Genomic DNA, 23,922 nt, shown 5'->3' on the forward strand with positions numbered 1-23,922 from the left:
CGGTACCCAGGGGCGCCGTGCACATAGTCGGGGTCCGCCACCACAGCCCGGCGTGCGCGCGGCTGGTGCGCGAGACGATCGCCGCGCACCGGCCCGCGCACGTGCTGATCGAGGGACCGGCCGACTTCACCGGCCGCATCGGTGAACTGCTGCTCGGGCACACCCCGCCGCTCGCGATCTTCAGCTACGTGCGCGACGCCGCCCGCACCCGGCTGTCGTGGGCCCCGTTCTGCGACTACTCCCCCGAGTGGATCGCGCTCACCGAGGGCCGGGCCGCGGGCGCGCAGGTTCGGTTCATCGACCTGCCCGGCTGGCGGGCGGCCGACACGGAGAACGTCTACGCCGATGCGGAACGCCGCTACGCCGACGCCACGGAACGGCTGTGCCGCGCGCTGTCGGTGGACAACGTCGACGTGCTGTGGGACCACCTGGTCGAGGCGCACCCGTACGACGGGCTGGCGGAGCGGCTCAACGCGTACTTCGACCTCGTGCGCGGCGAGGCGGACGCGGGGGCGGAGGACACCGCCCGCGAGGAGTACATGGCGCGGTGGGTCGCCGCGGCGGCCGCACGGGACGACGGCCCGGTCGTGGTGGTGGTCGGCGGGTTCCACCGCCCGGCGCTGGTGGCCAGACTCGCCGACGCGGACGCCACCCCGGACTGGCCGACCGTCCCGGACGTGCCGGAGGGCACCGAAACCGGCAGCTACCTGGTGCCGTACTCGAACCGCAGGCTCGACGCGTTCACCGGCTACGCCTCCGGCATGCCCTCCCCCGGCTACTACCAGCGACTCTGGGAGTCCGGGCCGCGGGAGGCGGCGTCCGGGCTGGTGGCCGACGTGGTGACGCGGCTGCGGGCGCGCAGGCAACCGGTGTCCACCGCCGACTTGATCTCGGCCAGGGCTCTGGCCGAGGGCCTCGCGACGCTGCGAGGGCACCCGCACCCGGCCCGCACCGACGTGCTGGACGGGCTGGCGAGCGCGCTCGTGTCGGACGCGCTGGAGCAGCCGCTGCCGTGGTCGGCCCGCGGTCCGCTGCAGCCCGGCGCGCACCCGGTGGTGGTGGAGATGGTCGCCGCGCTCACCGGCGACCGCACCGGCCGCCTGCACCCGGACACCCCGGCGCCGCCGCTGGTCGGCGCGGTCGCCGCGGAGCTGGCCGCGCTGGACCTCGACGGCAGCCGGGACGTCCGGCTCGACCTCACGGACTCGACCGATCTGCGGCGCAGCCGCGTCCTGCACCGGCTGCGCGTGCTCCGGGTCCCCGGCGTGGAACGGAAGTCGGGCCCGCCGGCGAGCGGAGACGCGACGGCTGCCGAACGCTGGCAGCTCACCCTCTCCGATCAGCGCGAGCCCGCGCTGATCGAGGCGGCGGCCCGTGGCGGCACCCTGGCCGACGCCGCCGCCACTACGCTCGCCGGTCGGGCCGATCGCCGGAACGAGGTGGGTTCGCTCGCGGGGCTGCTCTACGACGCGGCGCTGTGTGGCCTCGCCGACCTCGCCGGTGACCTGACCACCCGGGTCGCGGCCGGGGTGGCGTCGGCGCGGGAACTGGGTCCGCTCGGCGCCGCGCTGCGGGTCGCGCTCGGGCTGTGGCGCCACGACCGGCTGCTCGGCACCGCGGGCAGCGCGCTGCTGGGCACGGTGGTCACCACCGCGACCACGCGGGCGCTGTGGCTGGCCGAGGGCATCCGCGGCGGCGACGTCCCCGCCGAACCGGCTCGGTTGCGTGCGCTCGCGGCGGTCCGGGACGCGGTCCGCGACGGCGGCGCCGCGCTCGGCCTCGACGCGGAGAGCGCGATCGGGGTCGGCGGCAGGCTCGTCGCGAACCGGGACGTCCCGCCGGACCTGCGCGGTGCCGGGCTCGGCCTGTGCTGGGCGCTGGGCGCGGCGGTGACCCCGAGCGACGCCGTGCCCCGTGCGCCCGCGGTGCTCGGTGACTGGCTCGCCGGTCTGTTCGCGGTGGCGCGGGAGGAGGTGCTCGACGACGGCGGGCTCACCTCGGTGCTCGACGAACTCGTGAGCGCGCTGACCGCGCACGAGTTCCTGGTCGCACTACCCGCGCTGCGGCAGGCGTTCGAGTTCTTCCCGCCCGCCGAACGGGAGCGGTTCGCGACCGCGCTCGTGGCGCGTCACGGCGGCGAGGGCTCCGGGCGGGGGCTGTTGCGGGTGCGGGCCGACCCGGTGCTGGTGGCCGGGGGCGCGGCCATCGAGGAGGCGATCGACGAGATGCTCACGAGGGCGGGACTGGCGGACCTGTGAACGACGGACCGATGGGCGACCTGGAGCGCTGGCGGTTGGTGCTCGGCGCACCGGCGGCGGGCATGACCGGGCTCGACGGCGAGGCCGCGGCCATGGACGCCGCGCTGGCGTGGCTGTACGGCCGCGACCCGGAACTGGCCGAGCGCGGGGTGCGCGGCGGCGGGAGCGGGGACTCGAACCTCACGCCGGTCGACTGGCTCGACCACGTGCACCGCCTGTTCCCCCGGGAGACCGTCGAGCGGCTGGAGCGCGACGCGGTCGAGCGCTACGACATCCACGAGATCGTCACCGACCCGGAAGTGCTGGCGCGGGTCGAGCCGAACCCGGCGCTGCTGCGGGCCGTGCTGCGCACCAAGCACCTGATGAACCCCGAAGTGCTCGCGCTGGCGCGGCGCATCGTGGCCGAGGTGGTCCGCGAACTGATGGCACGGATGGCGACCGAGGTGAAGCGCGGCCTGACCGGCACGCGGCTGCGCAGGCCGAGCAACTTCCGGCAGGCACGCGACTTCGACTTCCGGGGCACCGTGCGGGCCAACCTCGCGCACTACCAGCCCGGCTCGAAGCGCCTGCTGATCGAGAAACCCCGGTTCACTTCGCGCGGGCGGCGGCACACCCAGCCGTGGCAGCTGGTGCTGCTGGTGGACCAGTCCGGTTCGATGGTGAGCTCGGTGATCCACGCCGCGGTGACCGCCGCCTGCCTGTGGGGCGTGCCCGGCCTGCGCACCCACCTCGTCGCGTTCGACACGAACGTCGTCGACCTGACCTCGGAGGTGACCGACCCGGTGGAGCTGCTGATGAAGGTGCAGCTCGGCGGCGGCACGGACATCGCGCGCGCGGTCAGCTACGGCGCCGGCCTGGTGGACGCGCCGCGGCGGGCGATCGTCGCGATCGTGTCCGACTTCTACGAGGGCGGCGACGAGGGTGCGCTGGTGCGCACCGTGCGCGGGCTGGCCGGGCAGGGCACGCACGTGCTGTGCCTCGCCGCCCTCGACGAGGACGCGAACCCCGACTACGACCGGGCGCTCGGCCAGCGGCTGGCCGACGCGGGCGCGCACGTGGGCGCGATGACCCCGGGCCAGCTCGCCGAATTCGTGGCGGAGAGGATCGGCCGGTGAGGGTGGATCTGCTCGCGCTGACCACCGACGCGCTCGTCACCCTCGCGAACCGGGGCCTTCTCAAACGCGCGACCCGTGAGCTCGACGGCGTTCCTCCGGTCACCTCGGCCGAGGACGGCACGGTCGAAGCGGTGTTCGCCGACGGCACCCGGGTGGTGCTGCCACCCGGCCAGGGCCTGGACTCGGCGAGCTGCACGTGCGGCGCGCCGGGGGTGTGTCGGCACCGCGTCGGCGCCGTGCTCGCCTACCAGCGCGACCACGCCGCCGCCCCCGCGGCACCGGCCGCCGAGGTGCCGGCGGGGTGGCCGGGGTCGGTGACCGACGAGGAGCTGACCGCCCAGTTCGGCGCCCGCACGCTGACCGCGGCCCGGCGCGCGGTCAGCGGCGGGCTCACCACGCGGGTGCGCAGGCAGGCCATGACCGTGGAGACCCCGTCGGCCACCGTGCGCTTCCTGGTCCCCGGCGAACTGGGTTTCGTCGACTGCGACGCCCGCGCGGAAGCCAGGGACGTACTCGTCGTGGTCGCCGTGTGGGCGTTCCGGCAGGCGGACGCACAGGCGCCCGCGGATCCCGATGTGACCGTCGAACTCGCGCGCAGCGCGGACCGGCCCGCGGGCGCGGCCGTGGCGATGGCCGGTGTCGCGGCGGCCGCCGGTGAGCTTCTGCGCACCGGGGTCGTGTCGGCCGACGAGGTGCTGGTCGCCGCGCTGCGCCGCGAGCAGGCGGCGTGCGAGCGGGCGAATCTGCGCTGGCCCGCCGCGGCGCTGGCGGAGCTGGTCGAGCAGCTGACCGCCTACGGCACGCGATCCGCCCGGCACGAACCGGCGCGGGTCGCGGAGCTGATCGCGGAACTCCACGCCCGTCACCACTCGGGTGCGCGGGCACCGGCGCGGGTGCTGGGCACCGACGAGCCCGCGGAGACACCGCTGCGGCAGGTCCGCCTGGTGGCGCTGGGGTGCCGCGTGGGTCACGAGGACGGCAGTGACACCGCGGAGGTCTTCCTCGCCCATCCCGGGACGGAAACGGTGCTGGCGGTGCGGCACCGCTGGACTCCGGGCACCGGGCCGATCGGCTCTCGCAGGCTCGCGGGCACCACGCTGGCGGCGCTCGCCGCGGGCAACGTGGTCAGCGAGGCGGCGGTCCGCAGCGCGGGCCGGGTGGTGCGGTTCGGCGCGGGCAGGCTGGCCCGCACGACGGTCAGCCCGGTGGGCGAGTCGTGGGCCGGACTGCCGCCCGCGTTGCGTCCGTCGGTCACCGAAGCGCTGGCCCAGCTGACCGGCCTGCCACCGAGGGTGGTCCGGCCGAGAGTCGCGGCCGAACTGGTCCGGGTGGTGCCGGTGGCCGGAGTCCGGCAGGTTCGCTACCTCGCGGGCGCCCAGCGCCTCGACGCGGTCGTCGTGGACTCCGGCGGCGCGGAGGCGACGGTCAGCCTCGCCCACCGCACCGCCGCGCCCGGCGCTCTCGACGCGCTGGCCGAGGCACTGGCCGGGAACCCGGTCGAGGTGTGCGGCGCCATCCGGCGGGCGGGCGGCGGGCTGGTCGTCGAACCCTTCGCCGTGCGCACCGCGGACGGCGTGGTCGTGCCCGACCTGGTGGCCCCGACCGGCGCCGTCCCCCCTGCCGAAGGCCCGGTCCAGCCGGGCCCGCTGGCCGCCGCGATCGAGGGCGCGCTGACCCTGCTCGCCGAAGCCGCGCACCGCGGCCTGACCCGCCTGCCGCCCACCTTCCCGGCCAGGGCCACCCCGGTCGCCGCCGCCCTGACCCGCACGGGCCTGACCCGCTGTGCCGATGCCGTCCGGGCCTGGGGCACCGCCCCGGCGGACCCCGCCGCCTGGCTGCGCGCCGAAATCCGCCTGCTCACGGCGAACGAGCTGCACTGAGGCCGGGGTGCACTACCTTCAGACCGGGCAGATTCCCGAGCTGATGTAGTAGGCGTGGTCGATCTGCGCGGGTGTACCCAGGTACGTCCGAGTCTTGGTCACCAGCCGGCAGTAGTCGTTCTCCACCCCACCGCCCGCCCGGTCCACGCGGATGAGGATCGCCTTCGGGGCGTTGCAGTGCTCGTAGTAGGCGCCGGCGTGGTTCTCCCAGAACCCGCACACGGCGGCCTGGGACGCGGGCGCCGCCACGAGCAGCGTGGTCGCGGTGGCCGCGAGCGTCAGCACGGCTCCGGCGACCTTCCGGCCGATCTGCGTCATCGCTGTCATCAGGATCTCCTTCTCTCCACGGGTGTTGCCCGGCCCAGTGAACCGAAGCCGGACGGAAGCGGGAAACAATTCGAATCGGCTCGAATCCGGCGTTCCGACGGTAAAATCCGCTGGCGATGATCACCTTGCGCGTGGACGCGGACACCATGAGCCGGATCCGGTTCTCCTTTTCACCGGCGATCGAGGCGACCACCTGGCTGAAGACCACGGCGTCCGGACACCGGCACCCCGTGTTCGGTGACCCCGGTCCCGCGGCGCGCGCGGCGCTCGCCCACCCCGACGTCGCGCTGCTCGCCTGCCTGGTTCCGCCCCGGGGAATGACCTACATGCCCGATCTGCTGACGCCACAGCCCGGCGGCGGCACTGGCTGGGGCGAACTGTTCGACGAACAACTGGCCGCCATCGAATCCACCGAAGGGGACGATCTCGCCTTCCAGATGACCACCAGCATCCCGGCGCATTGGGGCCGTGCGGCACCCGTCGCGATCCAGCGGGCCGCCGACTCCGGGCGGCTGCAGCGACGACTCGCCGCGGGGCTCCAGCGCTTCTTCCGCGAGGCCCTCGCTGATGCCTGGCCGGTCCTGAACACGGTCATCGACCAGGACATCGCCGACCGGGCGGGTTCCCTGGCCTCGAACGGCCTGGGACGCACGCTCAACACCGCGCATCCCGGCATCGCGTGGTCCGGGGAGGTCATCACGCTCGACAAGCCCTGTACCGGCGAAATCGACATCACCGGCCGTGACCTCGTCCTGGTATCGGGCGTGCTCAACTGGCCGGAGTTGCTCGTCCAGGTGGACAGCCCGGACGAAGCGGTCCTCTACCTCCCCGCCCGGCGGGTCGGCGCGGGCACGCGAAGATCCGGAAGCGGCCTCTCCGCGGTCATCGGCGACGCGCGGGCGCGGCTGCTCACCGAACTGGAGGACGCCCGCTCCACCACCGATCTCGCCCGGAAGCTCGGCTACGCCCCCGGCACGGTCTCCTACCACCTCAGCGCCATGCATCGGATCGGCCTCGTCACGAAGAACCGCCACGGTCGTTTCGTGCTCTACCAGCGCACCGCGCAAGCACACGCCCTGCTGTCCGGATAGCCTGCCAGCGACTTCGGGGAGCGCTGCGGGCGGGTGCCCGCCCGCAGCGTCCACTCAGGACACTCGGCGCGCGGTGAGCAGAAGCCGCCCGCTGCCGATACCGTAGGGTTCGCCGTCCGGGCCGCCGAACAGCTTGACGTCGGTGAACCCGTTGCCGGACAGCAGGTCGACGATCTGCGCCACCGTGTACACGTGGTGGATCGCGGTCACGTCGACCTCCTCTTCGCCGCGGGTGAACCGGTAGCGGCTGAACATCCGGCTTCCGGCGACGTCGTACTCGCTGCTCGCGAGGACGGTGATGTCGCCGGTCCGCATGGTCCGCGGCTCGGCCCGGTATCCGGGCAGGATCGACTCGGCCGCCGAGCCGAAGTCCACGACCAGACCTCCGCCGGGCCGGAGAGCCCCGCCCAGCGCGGCGGCGAACTCACGCAGGCCGTCGAGTTCGAGGTAGCCGAAGCTGTTGCCGAGGCACAACACGGCGTCGAACCCGGCGTCCCGCGGGATTTCCCGCATGTCGGCGTGGACGAACTCGATATCCAGACCGGCGGCATCGCGCCGGGCGTGCCCGATCGCTTCGGCGGACAAGTCGACACCGGTCACCCGGTGCCCGCGCCGGGCGAGTTCCAGGCTGTGCCGCCCGCTACCGCACGGCACGTCCAGTACCCGCGAGCGCGGCCCGAGACCGAGACGTTCCTCGACGAAGTCGATCTCTTCGACGGTGACCTCCGGCGGCACGGCACGCCGCCAGAACTCGTTGGGCAGTTCGGTGAAGAAGTCCACGTACCAGGTGGACGAAGGTATTCCGGACATGAGAAAGCTCCTCGCGGTGCATCGGCTTCTGGGGCGATGACACCGGGCGCCCGGAGGCCTCAGACGACCTCACGGTGGTGGCCCGGTGAGAAGTTCCGGGCAGCCATGGCTTCCTCCACGTTCGCGGACCTCCGACGCTAGCAGTGCCACACCGGATCGGCGAACAGTTTTCCGGGTCACCCGGGGGTCGCGGGCCGGGCGGGATCGGCCGGATGGGGCAAGCGTGACGGCGTTCCAGCGGTACGGGTGTGGCGGACAAGTCGGCAAACGGGTTGTCATGTTAGCGCCAACACTGCCCGCTGTGGCAGGCTTCCGACGAAGGCGGCCGGTGTACGTCCATTGTGGACCGAGCGCCGGTACGAAGCTGTTCGTGACACCGAAGGGGTGCGGGATGTCTTCCTCGTTCAACCGGCGGCGGCTCCTGCAGGTCACCGGAGCCGCGGCGGTCGCGTCCGCCGCGGGATACCAGTTCGGCGGCTCGCAGGCCCACGCGGCGATCACCCCGGTCCGGCCGGACCTCGGGGTGTCCGCGCACCCCTTTCAGCTCGGCGAGGTGCGGCTGACCGCGAGCCGGTGGCTCGACAACCAGAACCGCACCGTGAACTACCTGCGGTTCGTCGATGTCAACCGGTTGCTGTACAACTTCCGGGCCAACCACCGGCTCTCCACCAACGGTGCCGCGGCCAACGGTGGCTGGGACGCGCCGTCCTTCCCCTTCCGCACCCACATGCAGGGGCACTTCCTCTCCGCCTGGGCGCAGGTCTACGCCGTCACCGGGGACACCGTCTGCCGCGACAAGGCCGCCCACCTGGTGGCGGAGCTGGCCAAGTGCCAGGCCAACAACGGCGCCGCCGGGTTCAACACCGGGTACCTCTCCGGCTTCCCCGAGTCCGACTTCAGCGCGCTGGAGGCGCGGACGCTGACCAACGGCAACGTGCCGTACTACTGCATCCACAAGACCATGGCCGGTCTGCTCGACGTGTGGCGCCTCATGGAGAGCACGCAGGCGCGCGACGTGCTGCTGCGGCTGGCGGGGTGGGTCGACTGGCGCACCGGCAGGCTGACCGGCCAGCAGATGCAGACCATGCTGCAGACGGAGTTCGGCGGCATGAACGCCGTGCTGGCCGACCTGTACCAGCAGACCGGCGACACCCGCTGGCTCACCGCCGCCCAGCGGTTCGACCACGCCGCGGTGTTCACCCCGCTCGCGGCCAACCAGGACCAGCTCAACGGACTGCACGCCAACACCCAGGTGCCCAAGTGGATCGGCGCCGCGCGGGAGTACAAGGCCACCGGCACCACCCGCTACCGCGACATCGCCGCCAACGCCTGGAACACCTGCGTGAACGCGCACACCTACGTCATCGGCGGCAACAGCCAGGCCGAGCACTTCCGGCCACCCCACGCCATCGCCGGCTACCTCACCAAGGACACCTGCGAAAGCTGCAACACCTTCAACATGCTCAAGCTCACCCGCGAACTGTTCGCGCTCGACCCCACCCGGGCCCAGCTGTTCGACTACTACGAGCGGGCGTGGCTGAACCAGATGATCGGCCAGCAGAACCCGGCCGATCCCCACGGGCACGTCACCTACTTCACCTCACTCAACCCTGGCGGCCGCCGCGGCGTGGGCCCGGCGTGGGGCGGCGGCACGTGGAGCACCGACTACGACTCCTTCTGGTGCTGCCAGGGCACCGGCCTGGAGATGCACACCGCGCTGATGGACTCCGTCTACTTCTCCAGCGGCACCACGCTGATCGTGAACCTGTTCCTGCCGTCGGTGCTCACCTGGTCCCAGCGCGGGATCACGGTCACGCAGACCACGTCGTACCCGGTCGGCGACACCACGGACCTCCAGGTCACCGGCAACGTCGGCGGGACGTGGCCGATGCGCGTCCGCATCCCCGGCTGGACCACCGGGGCCACCATCAGCGTCAACGGCACGGTCCAGGACATCGCCACCACACCGGGCAGTTACGCCACCTTGACGCGCTCGTGGACCTCCGGCGACACGGTCACCGTGCGCCTGCCGATGCGGATCATCATGAGGCAGGCCAACGACAACCCGAACCTGGCCGCGATCACCTACGGCCCGGCGGTGCTGTCCGGGAACTACGGCAACGCCTCGCTCAGCTCCCCGCCGGTCCTGAACACCGCTTCGATCACCAAGACCGGCGCAAGCTCGCTCGCCTTCACCGCCACCGCGAACGGCTCCACCGTCAACCTCGGCCCCTTCCACGACGCCCACGGCCACAACTACAACGTCTACTGGAACACCGGCGGCCAGGGCGGTGGCACCTCCCGCCTCGTCAACGTGGGCAGCGGCCTGGTGCTGGGCATCCAGGACATGTCCACGGCCGACGGTGGCCGTGCGCTGCAGTGGCACGACTCGGGCACGGCGGACCACAACTGGGAGATCGTCGCCGACGGGAACGCGGTCCGCTTCCGCAACGCCCACAGCGGCAAGGTCCTCGGCGTGCGGGACATGTCCACCGCGGACAACGCGCACGTCCTGCAGTGGGCGGACAACGGCACCGCCGATCACCGGTGGACGCTGCTCGACCAGGGCGACGGAACGTACAAGATCCGCAACGCGAACAGCGGCAAGCTGCTCGGCATCGAGAACAACTCCACCGGCGCGGGCGCTTTCGCGGTCCAGGAGCCCGACAACGGAACCGCCGACAACCGGTGGCGCATCTCTGGCACCTAGCGGTTGCTCACGCGGCTCCCGTCGCGACGGCGAGTCCGCTGTTCTTCCAGGTGGTGCCCCGGCGCTCGTACTCGAACAGTTCCTCGACGGCGTGCGCGATCCGCGGCCCGAAGTCGCGTTCCAGCAGGTAGAGCGCGAGGTCGAGACCGGAGGTGACGCCGCCGGCCGTGACGAGGTCGCCGTCGTCGACGACGCGGGCTCGAACGGTGGTGACGCCGGTGGCCGCGAGGTCGTCGATGGCGAGGACGTGCGTGGTCACCGTGCGGCCCGCCAGCAACCCGGCCATGGCCAGCCCGAGCGACCCGCCGCAGACCGTCGCGACCGTGACGGCGGCGTTGTCCAGGCACGCGCGCAGCAATGGGGCCGCGGCACCGGCCGCGAATCGCGAGAGCAGCACGGGAATGGTGTCGACCTCGTCCGGATCGCCGTGGGACGGGCCGGACGCACCGGGCACCACGACGTAACCGGGAACGGCCGGGTCCAGGGCGGCGGTCGCGGTGAGCGTGATGCCGGGAGTGCCGGAGACGACGTCCCGAGGCCCCTCGGCGGACACGAGCTCGACGTCGAGCGCTCCGCCGAGGAACTCGCGCCCGGCGGACAGGACCTCGTACGGCGCGACGACGTCGAGCGGGTCGAAGCCGTCGAAGAGCACGAACTGGGCTCGCGGGTGGGACATGGGTGATCCTTTCGCCGGTGGTCACCGACCATCCTGCGCACTTCCGACGCCGCCGACCATTGGCTATCAAGACACAAGGCGCCTGTATCTCGCCACACGGCCCTGAGGGTACTTTCGGGGCATGTACACGGTTGTGGTGCTCGCACTCGACGACGTGATCGTGTTCGATCTGGCCACTCCGATCGAAACGCTCGGCCGCGTCCGGCTGCCGGACGGGCGCCCGGGGTACCGGATCGTCGTGGCCGGCCCGGAGCCGGTGGTCGACGCCGGTGCGGTGCGGATCGGCGTCGGTGCCGGGCTGGACGAAGTGGACCGGGCGGACCTGGTCGTCGTCCCCGGTCGCAACGACCCGGCCCGGCCGACGCCGCCCGCGGTCGGGGAAGCACTGCGGGCGGCGGTGGCCAGGGGCACGCGGGTGGCGTCGATCTGCGTCGGCGCGTTGATCCTCGCCGAGGCCGGTCTGCTCGACGGGCAGCGGGCGACCACGCACTGGCTCGCCACCGACGAACTCGCCCGCCGCCACCCGGCCGTCCACGTCGACGCGGACGCGTTGTTCACCGACAACGGGCAGATCCTGACGTCGGCGGGCGCGTCGGCCGGTCTCGACATGTGCCTGCACATCGTCGAACGCGACTACGGCGTCGCGGTCGCCGCGGACGCGGCCCGCCTGGCCGTCGCACCCCTCCAGCGCACCGGCGGGCAGGGCCAGTACATCCTCCGCAACCGCCCCACCTACCAGACCGCGACGCTGGAGAAAGCGCTGACCTGGATCGAGGAGAACGCCCACCGCCCGCTGACCCTCGCGGACATCGCGGCCGCGGCCGGTATGAGCAGCCGCACCCTCGCCCGGCGCTTCCACGCGGAAACCGGGCAGAGCCCGATCCAGTGGCTCACCGGCGTCCGCGTGCGGCACGCGCAGGAACTCCTCGAAATCACCGATCACACCGTCGACCGCATCGCGGCGCAGGTCGGCTTCCCGTCGCCGAGCAACTTCCGCGCCCAGTTCACCCAGACCGTGGGGGTCAACCCGGGCGCGTACCGGAAAACCTTCCGGCGCTCATCCCGATGACCCCGTACTCATCGCGGCTTCCTCGGCACGTGGAGCGCGTGGTACAGGTCGTATCGGGCCGACGGGCCCGCCAGCAGTGCCCGGCCGAGGAGTTCTTCGGCCCGCGCGAGGCGTTTGCGCAGGCCGTGCTCGGAGATCCCCAAGGCGATGGCGGCGGGGGCCGTGCGCAGGTCGTGCTGGAACCAGGTTCGCACGGTGGTCAGCAGCGTCCGCCGGTTGGCGGCGACCAGCGGGGCCAGCCGGACCTCGGCCCAGCGCCGGATTTCCGGACGGTCCAGCAGGGTGCTGATTTCGATCGCTTCGGTCGCCGCGGCGGGGTGCGGCCGCTCGTCGATGAGCTGCAACGCCAGGTGGAGCTCGGCTTGGGTGCTGAACCGGGTGAGATCGCGGCGCAGCTCGGCGCCGATGCGCCGCAGGCGCGAGGACAGCGTGTTGCGGTGGATCTTCAGTTGCGCTGCCGCTTTGGCGCCGAAGTCGAGCCACGACAGCAGCGTGGCCAGGAGTTCGAAGGCGTCGGGGTCCTGGGAACGAGCGGGCCGGTAGGCCATCAGCGGCGCGAGCGTGCTCGCCGCCCATGCCTGCCCGGCGTGGCCCAGTAGTTCGCCCAGTTCGCTGCTCGGCGAGAACCGGGCGTACCGCTCCGGCCGGTGGCGGGCGACCGACAACGCGTGGAACGCCTGTTTGTACCCGACCGGGATGTCCCGCAGTGCCACCCGCAGCCCGATGCCCATCCGGGCTTGGGGAACCGTCTCGGTCAGTTCCTGGATCAGGCTTGGTGGTGCCGAAGTGGCGCGGCTTTCGTCTTCACCACCGGGTTCGGCCGGGGCGAGCACGATGATGTGTCCACTGTAGACCGGGCACGGCACCACCCAGGCGGCTTCGCCGAACAGGTCGCGACACCGCGGGGAAAGCCGGCCGCGGGAGTCCGGGGTGCCCGCGATCACGTAGACCCGGGCGAGATCGGGCAGCGGTGGCCGGAGGACCGCCGCGGTCCGGCGGGCACCGGACAGGTGCCCGACCATGAGCAGGTGCAGCACCGCTTCGCGCATCGCCGCGTCGGCGGTGTCGAGGCGTTCGGCCCGCCCCTCGGCGATCGCCGTGCGCCAGCACAGCCAGAGCGGATCGACCGCGGCGGCGAGCAGACTCCGGTGTTCCGAGGTCAGCGGGGTCCGGGACGCGACGACCAGCACCGGCCGCTCAGGTGGTGAGCCCACCGGCAAGACCGCGATGTGCTGCCCGTCCGCGTGTACGGCAGCGGCACCTGCGTGCCCGGCGCGCACTCGGGAGATGTCTTCGCCGACCATGCCGAGAAGTCTTCCGGCGTCCGGCGGAACCGCGACCGCCTGTCCTTCGTGCGGACCCGCGAGCACGACCTCTCCGGTGCACCACTGGGCCAGCAGCTCCAGCACGCGCCGCACGCCGTCCGGGCCGGTCGCCTGCTGGCACAGCAGTCGCAGTTGGTCGTGATGACGGCTCGTGTTCGTCGGCATGGGCTCGCTCGACATCCCGGGCAGCTCCTCAGTGCCCCTGGGTCGGACGGCACAACCGGGCTGGCGCAGCGGAAAGTGACCGGATGCCTGCTGCACTGTGCACACCGACACTGGGGCGGCTCGCTTTCGCAGTCTAGCGTTCCCGGTTGTGGGTGACCGGCCCGCGAGGGGTGACTGGCACACGCTCTACCGGACGCTACGGCGAAAAGGGGAACGATGACCGTCAGGCTGACCGTGCCGGACACCGTGAAGCCGGACGTGAGGGCCGCGGTGGACCCGACGACAGAAGAGGCGGGAAGCCGGGGCGATGGACCACGCGGTGGAGGGTCGTACGGAGTTCCGGGTGCTGGGGCCGGTGGAAGTCCGTGTCGGCGATCGTGTCAGCGTGGTGTCCGGCCGGATGCAGCGGACGCTGCTCGGCACGCTGCTCGCCCGGTCCAACCAGCTCGTGACGGTGGACACGCTGACCGACGCGCTGTGGGAAGGCAGCCGTGATCCACGAACCGTGCGGAAACTCCAGGTGCACGTGCACCGGTTGCGCGGTGTGCTCGACGATCCCGACCGGCTTTCGTTCAACGCGGTCGGCTACGAGCTGCGTGCGACAGCGGACGAGGTGGACGCCGGTCGGTTCGACGCACTGCTCGGCACCGGATTGGCGGCAGTGAGCCACGAGCCGCAGCAGGCCATCGGCTCACTGCGTGCCGCACTGGCACTGTGGCGCGGTACTCCGTTCGCGGACCTGGAGGCGAGGCCGCTGACCGACTGGAGCCGTCGGCTCCTCGAACAACGGCTCACCGCGACGGAAGCGCTCTACCAAGCCCAGCTGAACGCGGGCCTGCACGAAGCGATCCTCGGCGAACTCACCGACTTCCTGGCCGGGCACCCGCTTCGAGAACGAGCGCACCTACTGCTGATGACCGCGCTGTACCACGCGGGCCGCCGAGCCGAAGCACTCGACGTCTACCGGCGGGCCCGGCACACGCTCGTGGGCGAACTCGGACTCGAGCCCGGCTACGAGTTGCGCGAACTGCACCGCAGGGTGCTGGACGGCGTCCCTCCCGCACGGCCCGGATTCCGGGAGGTACCCGGCCGGCTCCCGGCCGACGTGCACGGCTTCGTCGGCAGGCAGGAGGAGCTGAACGAGCTGGACGGTCTCGTGCCGGACGAGGTGCCGGTGACGATCTCGGTGGTGACCGGCACGGCCGGGGTGGGCAAAACCGCACTGGCCGTGCGATGGGCGCACCGGGCGCGGGACAGGTTCCCCGGCGGGGAGCTCTACGTCGACCTGCGCGGCTACGGGCCCGACACCCTCGTCTCCCCTTCGGACGCGCTCGCCGGCATCCTGCGCGCGCTCGGCGTCGAAAGCGCGGCCATCCCCGAAGCTCTCGCCGAGCGCGCGGCCCGCTTCCGGTCCTTGGTGGACGGACGGAGGATGCTGCTCCTGCTCGACAACGCGCGCACCGCCGAGCAGGTACGGCCGCTGCTGCCGGGAGCCCCCTCCTGCTTCACCGTGGTGACCAGCCGCGAATCGCTGACCGGCCTGGTCGCCCGCGACGGCGCGCACCGGATCAGGCTGCACCGGCTGCCGCCCGCCGACGCGGTCTCCCTGGTCCGCGGGGTGCTCGGTTCCCGTGCCGACGCCCAGCTCGCGGCTGTCGGCATACTGGTCGAACGGTGCGCCCGCTTGCCGCTGGCGCTGCGCATCGCCGCCGAGCAGATGCGGTCACAGCCGGACAGGGCCGTCTGCGAACTCGGTGACGAGCTCATCGAGCGGCAGCACGCCTTGGACCTGCTCGATGTCGACGGAGATCCGCACACGGCGGTGCGTGCGGTGTTCTCCTGGTCCTATTGCCGGCTCGAACCCGCCGTGGCCCGGGTCTTCCGGCTCCTCGGGGTGCACCCCGGGCAGGACATCGATGCCCACGCGGCCGCCGCGATGACCCGAGCCGGGTTGCGGGACACCGGCCGGGCGCTGGACGTGCTGGTCCGCGCCCACCTGGTCGACCGAACCCACGCTCGCCGGTACGAGCCGCACGACCTGCTGCGTGCCTACGCCGCCGAACTCGCCGAAGCCACCGACCACCCGGACGAGCGCGCTGACGCGCTGGCCGGGCTGCGTGGCTACTACCTCGCTGCCGCCGCCGCGGCGATGAACACCATGGCCCCGAACGAATTCGCCTCGCCCGCGACCGCGGTGCCGGTGTTCGACAGCTACGATTCCGCGTTCAGCTGGCTGAACGACGAGCGCGCCAACCTCCTCGCCGTCACCCAGCACGCCGACGCCGAATACGTCGTCGCGATGTCGCAGACCATTTGGCGCTACCTCAGTTCCGGTAAGTACCACGACGACGCGATCAGCCTGCACACCCACGCGCTGCACGCCTGCCGGCAACTCGGCGACCTGCCCGCCCAGGCCGACACGCACCGGGTACTCGCCGGAGCCCTTTTCCGAGTCGGGCTCATCTCGGAAGCCGTCGACCAACTCGAACAGGCGATCAAGCTCTACGAAAAGCTCGGGGATCGGTCGTTGCAAGCAGCGACACCCCTCATTGACCCTTCTCAGACTGGCAGAAATCGCAACTCCGGGTCCGCTATCGGTCGTTCAGCGGCAGGCTGGTGAAGGTCTGGTCCTGCCAGATCAGCCGTGAGGTGTCTTCGGGGTAGGCGACGACGGTCGATCGGGTGTCGAAGAGGTGCGTCAGGCGTTGGTGCTCGTCGTAGGCGGGCCAGCCGGGGTCGCCGTGGGTGGCGAAGGTGGTCCAGGCGGCGCGCATGTGGGTGGACAGCGCTTCTGCTTCGGTGAGGGCGTCGTCGCCGATCAGCATGGCGGGCTGGCCGCTGCCCAGGTTGCCGAACACCAGCGGCACATCGAGGCCGTGGCAGGCGCCGAGGACACCACCCATGCCCGGGGCGGGCCAGGTCAGCTCGTAGACGTGGGCACGCCCACCGGCCGCGATTTGCGCTTGGGCCAGGTGGAGCGTGGGCATGCGGAACAACCAGTCCGAGTTGACCAACTCGTACAGTTCGTCCGGGCCCGCATCCGGGAAACTGTCGCGGTAGCGGCGGGCGCCGTCCGGGGCGAGGGCTTCGAGGGCTGTTGCCGCCTGCTCGGCTGTCACCTGTCCGAGCAGGCCGTCCAGGGCGGTGAACAGCCGCTGTTCGTCGCGGGTGTGGCCGACGAGCAGGTCGATGTCCCTGGCGGCACCGTCGGCCAAGGCCTGCCACGGGGTGACCGGCAGGACCTCACCGTCGACGACGGGTGAGAACGGGATCGTTCGGTGCGCGGCCTGCCCCCAGCGCTCCGACCACCGGCCGATCTTGGCGGTGACCGCGTTCCCGGCGGCGGGCAGCCGAGCCGGATCCACTGTGGACAGCTCGGCGACCGTGGGCCGCAGTCCCAGTTCGGCGGCGCAGGCGGTGGCGATGTCGGCGGCGAGTGCCGGGGAGAAGAAGGTGCCTGGCACGCTCTGCGCGACGGCCCGGCGGAAGAGCCCCGCCGCACGCGGCATCGCCAGCAGAGCGGCGACCGAACCGCCGCCCGCCGACTGGCCGAAGACCGTGACCCGGCCGGGGTCGCCGCCGAAGGCCCGGATGTTGTCGCGCACCCATTCCAGGGCGGCGACCTGGTCGAGCAGCCCGCGGTTGGCGGGCGCGCCTTCGAGCTGCGCGAAGCCCTCGATGCCCACGCGGTAGTTGAACGTCACCACCACGACGCCGCCGTCCCGCGCGAGGCGGCCGCCGTCGTACTCCGGGAGGCCCGACATACCGATCGCGTAGGCACCGCCCTGGATCCACACCATAACGGGCAGCCCCGCGCCCCGGCCGGGATCCGGTGAGAAGACGTTGACCGTCAGCCAGTCACCACTCGTCGTGTCCTGCGACAGCGCGTCCATGCCGAACGCACCGGCCTGCGGGGGCGGCGGGCCGTACGCCACGGCTTCCCGCACCCCGTCCCAGCCTCGGACCGGCCGCGGGGCGGCGAACCGCAGCGCGCCGACCGGCGGCTCGGCGAACGGGATGCCGCGGAAGACCACCACGCCCGCCTCCCGGCTGCCACGTACGATCCCTGCCGCCGCACGCACCTCAAGCTGGGAAAGGCCGGTCATCACGACTTCCTCTCTGAGTGGGCTGAACGCGAGGGATCCTCCTCGCCACCCCAGGGCGGGGCCAGTCATTTACCGATGGCCGGGATCAGACTGGACGGGACGCCGCCGGGGAGGCCATGCAGCATGTCGGTGATCAGCATCATCACGGCCGTCCACAGTGGAGGCTCCCGCTACCTTCGAGACGCCTACGAGTCACTGGTCAAGCAGGAACTTCCCTCGGATTGGGACTGGCAATGGTGCCTCCAGGAGGACGGAGACACCGGCGAACCACTGGCCACGCTCCCCGCTGATCCGCACGCTCGACGCGGACGACACCCTGTTGCCCGGCGCCCTCCAGCGGGACATCAGCGCACTGGAGCGAGTCGCCTGGTGCACCTCCGCCTGCCTCGACCTGCTCCCCGACGGGACAACGAAACCAGGACCGTACGACCCGGAGGACGGGCCGGTGGAGAGGGGGCGCTTCTACCGTGAGCACGGTCGGCAACGCCTTTCCGTGCAGGCGGTGACATTCGCCGCGCACACCGATCTCGTGTGGGCGGTGGGTGGCTGGCCCGCCCTCACCGGCGCCGAAACGGACGGTCTGCTGCTCGCTGCCGAAGCCGTCTCGAAGGGGTGGTTCATCGCTGAGCCGAGCCTCCTGTACCGCAAGCACGACACCCAGACGACGGCCTCAAGCCGCTACTGGCACAACGCCGAATCAGCCGCGCGCTCCGCCGCCGTCCGTCGCCGTGCGGACGCGCTGCGGCAAGCAGGCTGGGCTTGGGCACCACCGCACGGATGACTGAGTCCGGCGAGACGACATCGAAACCCGGGACTCGCGGTGCTACGGCACTTTCCGGCAGGCGATCTCCGTGGCCACCGGCGGAAGCCGCGATCCCGATCAGCGGGATCAGCCGAAGAGGCGGCGCTGGATTTCGTGCCGGTAGTCCTCGAGGGTGTTGTCCAGGTGGGTGGCCGTCGCCTGGGCGGCGGTGTCCGGGTCGCCATCCTTGATCGCCCGCAGGATCGCGGCGTGTTCCTGGATGGCTTCCCGCGCGTGCCCGCCGACCGCGCCGTGCATGCCGATGATGTTGGACTGGTGTTGCAGACGGCGGGCCTCGCGCACCGCGGCGACCAGGAACTGGTTGTGCGAGGCGGCCGCGATCGCGAGGTGGAATTCTTCGTCGCCGCGGTCGAACAGGGCCGCCTCGCCGGTCACGTGGCCCTGCCGGCAGGTTTCGGCCGCTGCCGCGATCGTCCGCAGTTCGGCGGGCGTGGCGTGCGTCGCGGCGAGGCGGCTGGCCGCGGTTTCCTGGACCCGCCGGAATTCGAACAGCATGTAGACGTGGTCGAGGTCGGTCGGCAGGAAGAACCCGCCCCAGCGCGACGAACCGAGCATGCCTTCGTCATCGGCGACGTAGAGGCCACGCCCCTTCTGGGCCCGCACGCGCCCGATGGCCGACAGGATCTTCACCGCCTCGCGCACCATGCTCCGGCTGGTGCCCAGCCGGGCGGCCAGCTCGTTCTCGGTCGGCATCCGATCCCCCGGCCGCAGTTCCGACTCGGCGATCAGGCGCAGGATCCGCTCGGCCACCAGCTCGTAGCCGGGCCGGTACGCGTCCTCGGTCGCGGTCACGGCCTGGTTTCCTTCATCGCGGGTCACCCCGGAAGCGTACGGCCGGCTCCTCCCGCGACGCCGGAGGATCCAGGAGAACGCGGCGGATGAGTACGATTCATTCCCCGGTTGGGCCTTGACTGCCTGAGCACCGAGCAGGCTATGGTGAGTCTTCCGGCGAAACCGCTCCCCGAAGATGAGCAGTACACATGCTCCCGGCACCAGCAGCCGCCCACACCTGGATCTTGTCCACCGCGGGGAGCCGTCCGCCGTCCATGGGAGCGCTCCCACTCATCCCCGACCGAGACCGGAGTACCGATGAGATTGTTCGCAGCGGCCACGCTCATCGCGGCCTGCCTGGTCCTGCCGGTGGTCGGCGCGCCCGCCCCGGCTTCGGCGCACGCGGTGAACCCGGCCGACTTCCAGCAGGTCGAACTGGCCAGGGGCGTCGCGGAGGTGGGCGAGCCGATGTCGCTGGCCGTGCTGCCGGACCGCTCGGTGCTGCACACCGCGCGCGGCGGCGTGCTGCGCCGCACCACCGCCGACGGGGTCACCAGCGTGGTCGGCACGCTGCCGGTCTACTCGCACGACGAGGAGGGCCTGCAGGGCGTCGGGGTGGACCCGGGCTTCCCCGGGAACCGGTTCGTCTACCTGTTCTACGCGCCACCGTTGTCCACCCCGGGCGGTGACGCCCCGGAGAACGGGACGGACTTCTCCGCGTGGAACGGGGTCAACCGGTTGTCCCGCTTCACCCTCAACGCCGACTTCACGCTGAACACCGCCAGCCAGGTGACCGTGCTCGACGTGCCGACCACCCGGGGCATGTGCTGCCACGTCGGCGGGGACATCGACTTCGACGCGGCGGGCAACCTCTATCTGTCCACCGGCGACGACTCGAACCCGTTCGCCTCGGACGGGTACACCCCGATCGACGAGCGTGCCAACCGCAATCCGGCCTACGACGCCCAGCGCAGCGCCGCCAACACCAACGACCTGCGTGGCAAGGTGCTGCGCATCAAGGTGAACGCCAACGGGTCGTACTCGATCCCGTCCGGCAACCTGTTCGCACCCGGCACCGCCGGGACGCGGCCGGAAATCTACGCGATGGGCCTTCGCAACCCGTTCCGCTTCGGCGTGGACAAGGCGACCGGCGCGATCTACCTCGGCGACTACGGCCCGGACGCGGGGACGGCGAGCAACGGCCGCGGCCCCGCGGGACAGGTGGAGTTCAACCGGATCACCTCGGCGGGCAACTACGGCTGGCCCTACTGCACCGGCAAGAACACCACCGCGGAGACCTATGTGGACTACACCTTCCCGAGCGGCCCGTCCGGGAACCGGTTCACCTGCGCCGCACCGGTCAACAACTCACCCCGCAACACCGGGCTGACCACCCTGCCCGCCGCGCGCCCGGCGTGGATCAACTACGACAACTGCTCGTTCGCGGCGTTCGGCTGCGGGTCCGAGTCGCCCATGGGCGGTTCGGTGTACCGCTACGACGCGGCGAACCCGTCGTCGGTCAAGTTCCCGGCCGCGCTGGACGGGCACGTCTTCGCCGCCGAGTTCGGCAGGCGGTGGCTGAAGGTGATCGACGTCAACGCCGACGGGTCGGCGGGGCAGATCAACGACTTCCCCTGGAAGGGCACCCAGGTGATGGACACCGCCTTCGGCCCGGACGGCGCCCTGTACGTGCTCGACTACGGCACCGGCTGGGGCAGCGGCAACGCCGACTCCGCGCTCTACCGCATCGAATACAACCCGGCGGGCAACCAGGCCCCGACCGCGCGAGCGGGCGCCAACCGCACGTCCGGCCTCGCGCCGCTCACGGTCAACTTCTCGTCCGCGGGCTCCTCGGACCCCGAAGGCGGCGCGCTCACCTACCGGTGGAACTTCGGTGACGGCAGCACGTCCTCCGCGGCCAACCCGAGCCACACCTACACCGGCAACGGCCAGCGCACCGCCACCCTCACGGTGACCGACGCGGGTGGCCGCACCGCCACCGCCAACGTGATCATCACGGTCGGCAACACCGCGCCCACGGTCATCCTGAACACCCCGCCCAACGGCACCCTGTTCGGCTTCGGCGACGCCGTCCCGTACACGATCACCGCGTCCGACCCCGAGGACGGCACGATCGACTGCACGCGGGTCAAGCTGACCTACATCCTGGGCCACGACGACCACGGCCACGAGATCACCTCGCGCACCGGGTGCTCGGGAACGCTGCCGATCCCGGCGGACGGCGAGCACGACACGGCGGCGAACCTGTTCGCGGTGTTCGACGCCGAGTACACCGATTCCGGCGCCAACGGCCAGCCGTCGCTGACCACGCACACGCAGCACACCCTGCAACCCCGGCACCGCCAGGCCGAACACCGCGCCACCCAGTCGGGCACGGGGCTGTTCGACAAGGCCGCCGCCGAGGGTGGCCGGACCGTCGGCGACATCCACAACGGCGACTGGATCGCCTTCCAGCCCTACGCGTTCGGCGGGGAAACCCAGTTCACCGCGCGGGTTTCGTCCGGCGGGTCCGGCGGCACGCTGTCCGTGCGGACCGGCTCGCCGACCGGCCCGGTGCTCGGCTCGGCCGCGGTCCCGGTGACCGGCGGCTGGGACACCTTCAGCGAGGTCTCCACCGCACTGACCGGGGTCCCGGCCGGGACCACCACGCTGTACCTGACCTTCTCCGGCGGCAGCGGCTTCCTGTTCGATGTGGACGCCTTCTCCTTCGGTGCCCCGGCCGGTGGTGGCGCCTCGCGGCTCACCGGAGTCGGCGGCAAGTGCGCCGACGTCAACGGCGGCAGCTCCGCCGACGGCACGAAGGTCCAGCTGTGGACCTGCAACGGCGGCGTGAACCAGCAGTGGACGGCCAACGGGAGCACGCTGCGTGCGCTCGGCAAATGCCTGACGGCGACCGACAGCACGCAAGTGCAGTTGTGGGCCTGCACCGGCTCCGCCGCGCAGAACTGGTCCACGCAACCGGACGGCACCCTCCGCACCGGCACCCGGTGCCTGGACGCCTCCGGCGCCGGTACCGCCGACGGCACCCCCCTGATCACCTGGGACTGCACCGGTGCCGCCAACCAGAAGTGGACGCTGACCCCGGAGGTAAGGCGATGAAGTACTGCCGCGCGGCCGTCGCCGCACTCGCCGTCCTGGCGTTCAGCCCCGCCCCACCGGCCGGGGCGGCCGACGCACCGTACGACGTGCTGGTGTTCTCCAAGACCACCGGCTTCCGGCACGACTCCATCCCCGCCGGGCAGCAGCTGATCCGGGACCTGGGCGCGGCCAACAGCTTCACCGTGACCACCACCGAGGATTCGGCGCGGTTCACCACCGCCAACCTGGCCCAGTACGAAACCGTGGTGTTCCTCAACACCACCGGGGACGTGCTGAACTCGGGCCAGCAGAGCGCGTTCGAGTCCTACATCCGGGGCGGTGGCGGGTACGTCGGCATCCACGCGGCCGCCGACACCGAGTACGACTGGCCGTTCTACGGCGAACTGGCCGGTACCTACTTCGCCTCGCACCCGGCCATCCAGCAGGCCACCGTCCGGGTGGAGAACCGGGCGCACCAGGCCACCCAGCACCTCGGCCCGGCGTGGGTGCGCACCGACGAGTGGTACGACTTCCGGTCCACCGTCCGGCCGACCGCCCGCGTACTGGCCACTTTGGACGAATCGACGTACTCCGGCGGCAAGATGGGCGCCGACCACCCGCACACCTGGTGCAAGACCGTCCAGAGTGGACGTTCGTTCTACACCGGCGCCGGGCACACCCAGTCGAGCTACGCCGAGGCGGGTTTCCGGTCGCTGGTGCTCGGCGGCATCCGGTACGCGGCAGGCCGGACCAAGGCGGACTGCCGCCCGGAGAACGGCTACACCACCCTGTACAACGGCTCTACCACGGGCTGGTCCCAGTCCGGCCCTGGTGGCTTCACCAACGTCGACGGCACGCTGTCCTCGTCCGGCGGGCTGGGCATGCTCTGGTACAGCACCAAGGAGTTCCGCGCGTATTCGCTGAAACTGGACTGGCGGGTGGCCGGTGACGACAACTCCGGTGTGGTCATCGGCTTCCCGCCCGGCTCCGATCCGAACGCCTCACTCGGCCAGGGGCACGAGATCCAGATCGACGCGACGGACTCGCCGGACCGGGCCACCGGCGCGATCTACGGCTTCCAGGCACCGGACCTCGCCGCCCGCGACGCCGCGCTCAACCCGCCGGGCGAGTGGAACACCTTCGAGGTGCTGGTGGAGGGCGAGCGCGCGCAGGTGTTCCTCAACGGCACCAGGATCAACGACTTCACCAACACCGATCCGGTCCGGTCGCTGACCTCCGGGCACATCGGCATCCAGAACCACGGCACCGGCGACGACGTGTCCTTCCGCAACATCAGGATCAAGGAGTCGAGCGGCGCCGGTGCGATCGTGGGCGCGGGCGGCAAGTGCGCCGACGTCAGCGGCGGCAGTTCGGCCGATGGCACCAAGGTCCAGCTCTGGAGCTGCACCGGCGGCACGAACCAGCAATGGACCCGGGATGGCGGTACCTGGCGCACACTGGGCAAGTGCCTGAGCGTCGCGGGCAGCACCGATGGCAGCCCCGTCCAGTTGTCGGCGTGCAACGGCGGTGGTGCGCAGACCTGGTCCGCGCAGTCCGACGGCACCCTCCGCTCCGGCGGCAAGTGCCTCGACGCCAATGGCGGTAGCACCGCGGACGGCACCCAGCTCATCATCTGGACGTGCCACGGCGGCACCAACCAACGCTGGACCCTGCCCTGACCCCGAGTGAAACGGACG

The 23,922-nt window shown here is 71.7% G+C and carries 16 protein-coding genes; 10 read left to right on the plus strand and 6 right to left on the minus strand.

What is annotated here, in order from left to right; genetic code table 11:
* Positions 1–17 precede the first annotated feature (17 nt).
* From L3Q67_RS39430 to L3Q67_RS39440, 3 genes are read left to right on the plus strand one after another with little or no spacing between them, the layout of a single operon-like run.
* A complete protein-coding gene (locus L3Q67_RS39430) occupies positions 18–2,258 on the plus strand; it encodes a DUF5682 family protein (RefSeq protein WP_499186502.1) in 2,241 nt (746 codons plus the stop codon).
* Positions 2,259–2,269: 11 nt separating this feature from the next.
* Positions 2,270–3,373, plus strand: coding sequence for a vWA domain-containing protein (locus L3Q67_RS39435; RefSeq protein ID WP_499186503.1), 1,104 nt, complete (start codon positions 2,270–2,272; stop codon positions 3,371–3,373).
* Complete coding sequence (locus tag L3Q67_RS39440) at positions 3,370–5,253, plus strand: YehQ family protein (RefSeq protein WP_499186504.1); 1,884 nt, start codon at positions 3,370–3,372, stop codon at positions 5,251–5,253. The genes L3Q67_RS39435 and L3Q67_RS39440 overlap by 4 nt, the downstream gene beginning before the upstream one ends.
* A gap of 18 nt (positions 5,254–5,271) precedes the next feature.
* On the opposite strand, the gene L3Q67_RS39445 is transcribed toward L3Q67_RS39440, so the two are convergent.
* Positions 5,272–5,580, minus strand: a complete 309-nt coding sequence (locus L3Q67_RS39445) for a DUF6355 family natural product biosynthesis protein (RefSeq protein WP_499186505.1) — start codon at positions 5,578–5,580, stop codon at positions 5,272–5,274.
* Positions 5,581–5,696: 116 nt separating this feature from the next.
* Here L3Q67_RS39445 and L3Q67_RS39450 point away from each other — a divergent pair, with 116 nt between their 5' ends.
* Positions 5,697–6,671 carry an ArsR/SmtB family transcription factor gene (locus tag L3Q67_RS39450; RefSeq protein ID WP_499186506.1) on the plus strand — a complete coding sequence of 325 codons (975 nt, stop codon included), beginning with the start codon at positions 5,697–5,699 and terminating at the stop codon, positions 6,669–6,671.
* Positions 6,672–6,725: 54 nt separating this feature from the next.
* On the opposite strand, the gene L3Q67_RS39455 is transcribed toward L3Q67_RS39450, so the two are convergent.
* Positions 6,726–7,481, minus strand: a complete 756-nt coding sequence (locus L3Q67_RS39455; protein ID WP_499186507.1) for a class I SAM-dependent methyltransferase — start codon at positions 7,479–7,481, stop codon at positions 6,726–6,728.
* Positions 7,482–7,872: 391 nt separating this feature from the next.
* Here L3Q67_RS39455 and L3Q67_RS39460 point away from each other — a divergent pair, with 391 nt between their 5' ends.
* Positions 7,873–10,191: a beta-L-arabinofuranosidase domain-containing protein gene (locus L3Q67_RS39460; RefSeq protein WP_499186508.1), complete on the plus strand. Its 2,319-nt coding sequence runs from the start codon at positions 7,873–7,875 to the stop codon at positions 10,189–10,191.
* A gap of 7 nt (positions 10,192–10,198) precedes the next feature.
* Here the strand turns inward: L3Q67_RS39460 and L3Q67_RS39465 are convergent, their stop codons facing one another.
* Complete coding sequence (locus tag L3Q67_RS39465) at positions 10,199–10,867, minus strand: type 1 glutamine amidotransferase family protein (protein WP_499186509.1); 669 nt, start codon at positions 10,865–10,867, stop codon at positions 10,199–10,201.
* 121 nt (positions 10,868–10,988) lie between these two features.
* Between L3Q67_RS39465 and L3Q67_RS39470 the strand changes: the two genes are divergently transcribed.
* A complete protein-coding gene (locus L3Q67_RS39470; protein ID WP_499186510.1) occupies positions 10,989–11,936 on the plus strand; it encodes a GlxA family transcriptional regulator in 948 nt (315 codons plus the stop codon).
* Between the two features lie 8 nt (positions 11,937–11,944).
* Here the strand turns inward: L3Q67_RS39470 and L3Q67_RS39475 are convergent, their stop codons facing one another.
* Complete coding sequence (locus L3Q67_RS39475; protein ID WP_499186511.1) at positions 11,945–13,441, minus strand: CdaR family protein; 1,497 nt, start codon at positions 13,439–13,441, stop codon at positions 11,945–11,947.
* Between the two features lie 304 nt (positions 13,442–13,745).
* Between L3Q67_RS39475 and L3Q67_RS39480 the strand changes: the two genes are divergently transcribed.
* Positions 13,746–16,046 (plus strand): AfsR/SARP family transcriptional regulator, encoded by a 2,301-nt coding sequence (locus tag L3Q67_RS39480; protein WP_499186512.1) that lies wholly within the window; start codon positions 13,746–13,748, stop codon positions 16,044–16,046.
* On the opposite strand, the gene L3Q67_RS39485 is transcribed toward L3Q67_RS39480, so the two are convergent.
* On the minus strand, positions 16,018–17,532 hold the full coding sequence (locus L3Q67_RS39485) for a carboxylesterase/lipase family protein (RefSeq protein WP_499186513.1): 1,515 nt from the start codon (positions 17,530–17,532) through the stop codon (positions 16,018–16,020). The two genes, L3Q67_RS39480 and L3Q67_RS39485, sit on opposite strands and share 29 nt — an antisense overlap.
* A 319-nt stretch (positions 17,533–17,851) precedes the next feature.
* On the opposite strand from L3Q67_RS39485, the gene L3Q67_RS39490 reads away from it, so the two are divergent.
* Entirely contained in the window at positions 17,852–18,313 is a 462-nt protein-coding gene (locus L3Q67_RS39490) for a hypothetical protein (protein WP_499186514.1), read from the plus strand.
* A 108-nt stretch (positions 18,314–18,421) separates the two neighbouring features.
* Here L3Q67_RS39490 and L3Q67_RS39495 read toward each other — a convergent pair whose 3' ends face one another.
* The gene (locus tag L3Q67_RS39495; protein ID WP_499186515.1) at positions 18,422–19,147 is read right to left on the minus strand and encodes a FadR/GntR family transcriptional regulator; all 726 of its coding nucleotides are present in this window, start codon (positions 19,145–19,147) and stop codon (positions 18,422–18,424) included.
* A gap of 297 nt (positions 19,148–19,444) precedes the next feature.
* Between L3Q67_RS39495 and L3Q67_RS39500 the strand changes: the two genes are divergently transcribed.
* Together L3Q67_RS39500 and L3Q67_RS39505 are read left to right on the plus strand one after the other, a co-directional pair.
* Positions 19,445–22,246, plus strand: a complete 2,802-nt coding sequence (locus L3Q67_RS39500) for a PQQ-dependent sugar dehydrogenase (RefSeq protein ID WP_499186516.1) — start codon at positions 19,445–19,447, stop codon at positions 22,244–22,246.
* A complete protein-coding gene (locus L3Q67_RS39505; protein ID WP_499186517.1) occupies positions 22,243–23,904 on the plus strand; it encodes a ThuA domain-containing protein in 1,662 nt (553 codons plus the stop codon). Before L3Q67_RS39500 ends, L3Q67_RS39505 begins: the two co-directional genes overlap by 4 nt.
* Positions 23,905–23,922 lie beyond the last annotated feature (18 nt).

This window comes from Saccharothrix sp. AJ9571, from assembly GCF_021725495.1.
In the GTDB taxonomy this organism is placed as follows: domain Bacteria; phylum Actinomycetota; class Actinomycetes; order Mycobacteriales; family Pseudonocardiaceae; genus Amycolatopsis; species Amycolatopsis magusensis.

What these genes read in the sequence shown, in the direction of transcription:
- L3Q67_RS39435 (WP_499186503.1), top strand. Translation starts at nt 2,270, where the DNA reads ATGGGCGACCTGGAGCGCTGGCGGTTGGTGCTCGGCGCACCGGCGGCG.
- L3Q67_RS39445 (WP_499186505.1), bottom strand. Translation starts at nt 5,580, where the DNA reads ATGACAGCGATGACGCAGATCGGCCGGAAGGTCGCCGGAGCCGTGCTG.
- L3Q67_RS39450 (WP_499186506.1), top strand. Translation starts at nt 5,697, where the DNA reads ATGATCACCTTGCGCGTGGACGCGGACACCATGAGCCGGATCCGGTTC.
- L3Q67_RS39455 (WP_499186507.1), bottom strand. Translation starts at nt 7,481, where the DNA reads ATGTCCGGAATACCTTCGTCCACCTGGTACGTGGACTTCTTCACCGAA.
- L3Q67_RS39460 (WP_499186508.1), top strand. Translation starts at nt 7,873, where the DNA reads ATGTCTTCCTCGTTCAACCGGCGGCGGCTCCTGCAGGTCACCGGAGCC.
- L3Q67_RS39465 (WP_499186509.1), bottom strand. Translation starts at nt 10,867, where the DNA reads ATGTCCCACCCGCGAGCCCAGTTCGTGCTCTTCGACGGCTTCGACCCG.
- L3Q67_RS39470 (WP_499186510.1), top strand. Translation starts at nt 10,989, where the DNA reads ATGTACACGGTTGTGGTGCTCGCACTCGACGACGTGATCGTGTTCGAT.
- L3Q67_RS39475 (WP_499186511.1), bottom strand. Translation starts at nt 13,441, where the DNA reads ATGTCGAGCGAGCCCATGCCGACGAACACGAGCCGTCATCACGACCAA.
- L3Q67_RS39485 (WP_499186513.1), bottom strand. Translation starts at nt 17,532, where the DNA reads ATGACCGGCCTTTCCCAGCTTGAGGTGCGTGCGGCGGCAGGGATCGTA.
- L3Q67_RS39500 (WP_499186516.1), top strand. Translation starts at nt 19,445, where the DNA reads ATGAGATTGTTCGCAGCGGCCACGCTCATCGCGGCCTGCCTGGTCCTG.
- L3Q67_RS39505 (WP_499186517.1), top strand. Translation starts at nt 22,243, where the DNA reads ATGAAGTACTGCCGCGCGGCCGTCGCCGCACTCGCCGTCCTGGCGTTC.